2 protein-coding genes are annotated in these 1,822 nt (G+C 71.4%); one reads left to right on the top strand and one right to left on the bottom strand.

Annotation, left to right across the window (positions count from 1 at the left end; all coding sequences use genetic code 11):
• Positions 1-1,089, bottom strand: a 1,089-nt coding sequence (locus FNH05_RS36890) for an ATP-binding protein (RefSeq protein WP_144593460.1), incomplete at its 3' end; no start/stop codon positions are given.
• A gap of 115 nt (positions 1,090-1,204) precedes the next feature.
• On the opposite strand from FNH05_RS36890, the gene FNH05_RS36885 reads away from it, so the two are divergent.
• Positions 1,205-1,822 (top strand): PspC domain-containing protein (locus FNH05_RS36885; RefSeq protein WP_246128161.1); only part of this gene is annotated, 618 nt, incomplete at its 3' end.

Below are 1,822 nucleotides of genomic sequence, written 5' to 3'. Positions count from 1 at the left end.
GTTCACCATGGCCTCACGGGCGGCCTGGACGAGCGCCGTGAGCGGTTCGTCGAGGTCGATGTCCCCCACCACGACCTGGGACACCGAAATGGCGAAGGCGTCCTCCACCTCGCCGCATGCGGTGGCGACGGCGGTGGACAGGCGCCCACCCGCGCCGTTGTCCGGCGCGGCCGTCTCCTTCCCCGCCCCGTAGCCCGACGGCCCGTACAGCCAGCCCCGCAACTCCCGCTCCTGGCCCCGCGCCAGGCGAGCGACCTCCTTCGGGGAGTCGGCCTGCTTCTGGATCAGCGCGAGCGTCTGCAGCACCGAGTCGTGCAGGTGCGCCGCGATCTCGGCACGCTCCTCGGTACGGATACGGGCACGGCGCTCCTCGCCGAGGTCCTGCACCATGCGCAGCCAGAACGGGACCGTCAGCACCGCCACCCCGATCAGCGTGGCGAACACCGCGATCAGCGCGAGCCGCATCTGGGTGAAGTTGCTGTCGCGGAACAACACCACGCCGATGCCCGTGATCACCAGCGCCACCCCGCAGACGATCCGCACCGCGGCCTGCCAACCGCCGCCGCCGACGATCCGGGCCACGCCGGAACGCGCGCCACTGCGCCAGCGGCCGCGCTGGGATTCGTCGGCCTCCCGCCACACCACCGCGGCACCGACCAGCGCCAGGGCAAGCGGTACGGCCAACCAGCCCGAGATGGCCCCGCTGAGGGTGCTGCCGCCGACCGCGAGGCCGATCCCCAGCACGAGCAGGGCGATCGCCTGCTGGCGCTCCTTCGGCGAAGGCGGCTTTGTCGTGTCCTCCCCCGGCCGCTGCGGCACGAACACCCACAGCATCCCGTACGCGAACAGCCCCAGACCGCCGAGAGCGGCGAGGAACGCGAAGGCCGCCCGCACCCACAGCACGCGGACCCCGAGATGTTCGGCGAGACCGACCGCCACGCCCGCGACGGCCCGGCCGGACCGGCGCCGGTACAGCTTCGGCGGCTCTTCCGGCTCGGCGAGCGCCCGGGAGGCCTGCCCGGTGACGGGGACTCCCCGCGTTAGGTGTGTCACGGCCTCTTCGCGGGCCCTCTCCTGCACGTCCTCCATGGTTCTTCCATGGTCACACGCCCGCAAGGCGGATCCATCGGGGAATGTCCCTGATCGTGAATCTCAGGGTCGTTCCCCGATGTGCCGCGGGAGCCCGCGGCGCATGATCGTGGGCATGAGTGGCGCAGCAGACGCATCCAAACCGACCGGCTTGGGCGGGTTCGAGGAAACTCTCAAGGACTTCTGGGTCAGCAGGCCACGACGACCGGAACACGGTCGGAAGATCGCCGGGGTCGCGGCCGCCATCGGCAACCGGTACGGCATCGACCCGGTGATCGTCCGGGTGGCCCTCGCGTCCGCGACCCTGTTCGGGGGCATCGGCCTGTCGGTGTACCTGCTGGGCTGGCTGTTCTTCCCTGGTGAGCACGACGAGGTTTCGCCGATCGAAGCCCTGGTGGGGCGGGGCAGCAGTTCGATGCCGAAGGGCCTCACGATCGCGCTCGGCCTGGCCTTCTTCCCGATCTCCACCTGGGCCTTCTCGCAGGAGTGGTTCCGCGGGGGTGGGATGATCGGGTTCGCACTGCTGCTCACCGCGCTGTACCTGCTGCACCGGTCGCGGGGGCACGAGCGCCGTCCCGTGGCGCCGGTGAAGACCACCGCGTCCCCGGAGTTTTCCGCGTCCTTCTCCATGGCGACCGGCGACACCGCGACGGAGACCACCGCCGGCACTCCGTCCGGCCACGCCACGGGTTGGGACCCGCTCGGCGCCCCACCACTGGCCTGGGATCTGCCC

This window comes from Amycolatopsis rhizosphaerae, from assembly GCF_007713715.1.
Lineage (GTDB): Bacteria > Actinomycetota > Actinomycetes > Mycobacteriales > Pseudonocardiaceae > Amycolatopsis_E > Amycolatopsis_E rhizosphaerae.
Note: the sequence above shows the minus strand (reverse complement) of the source record. Positions and strands in the feature narration are given on the sequence as shown.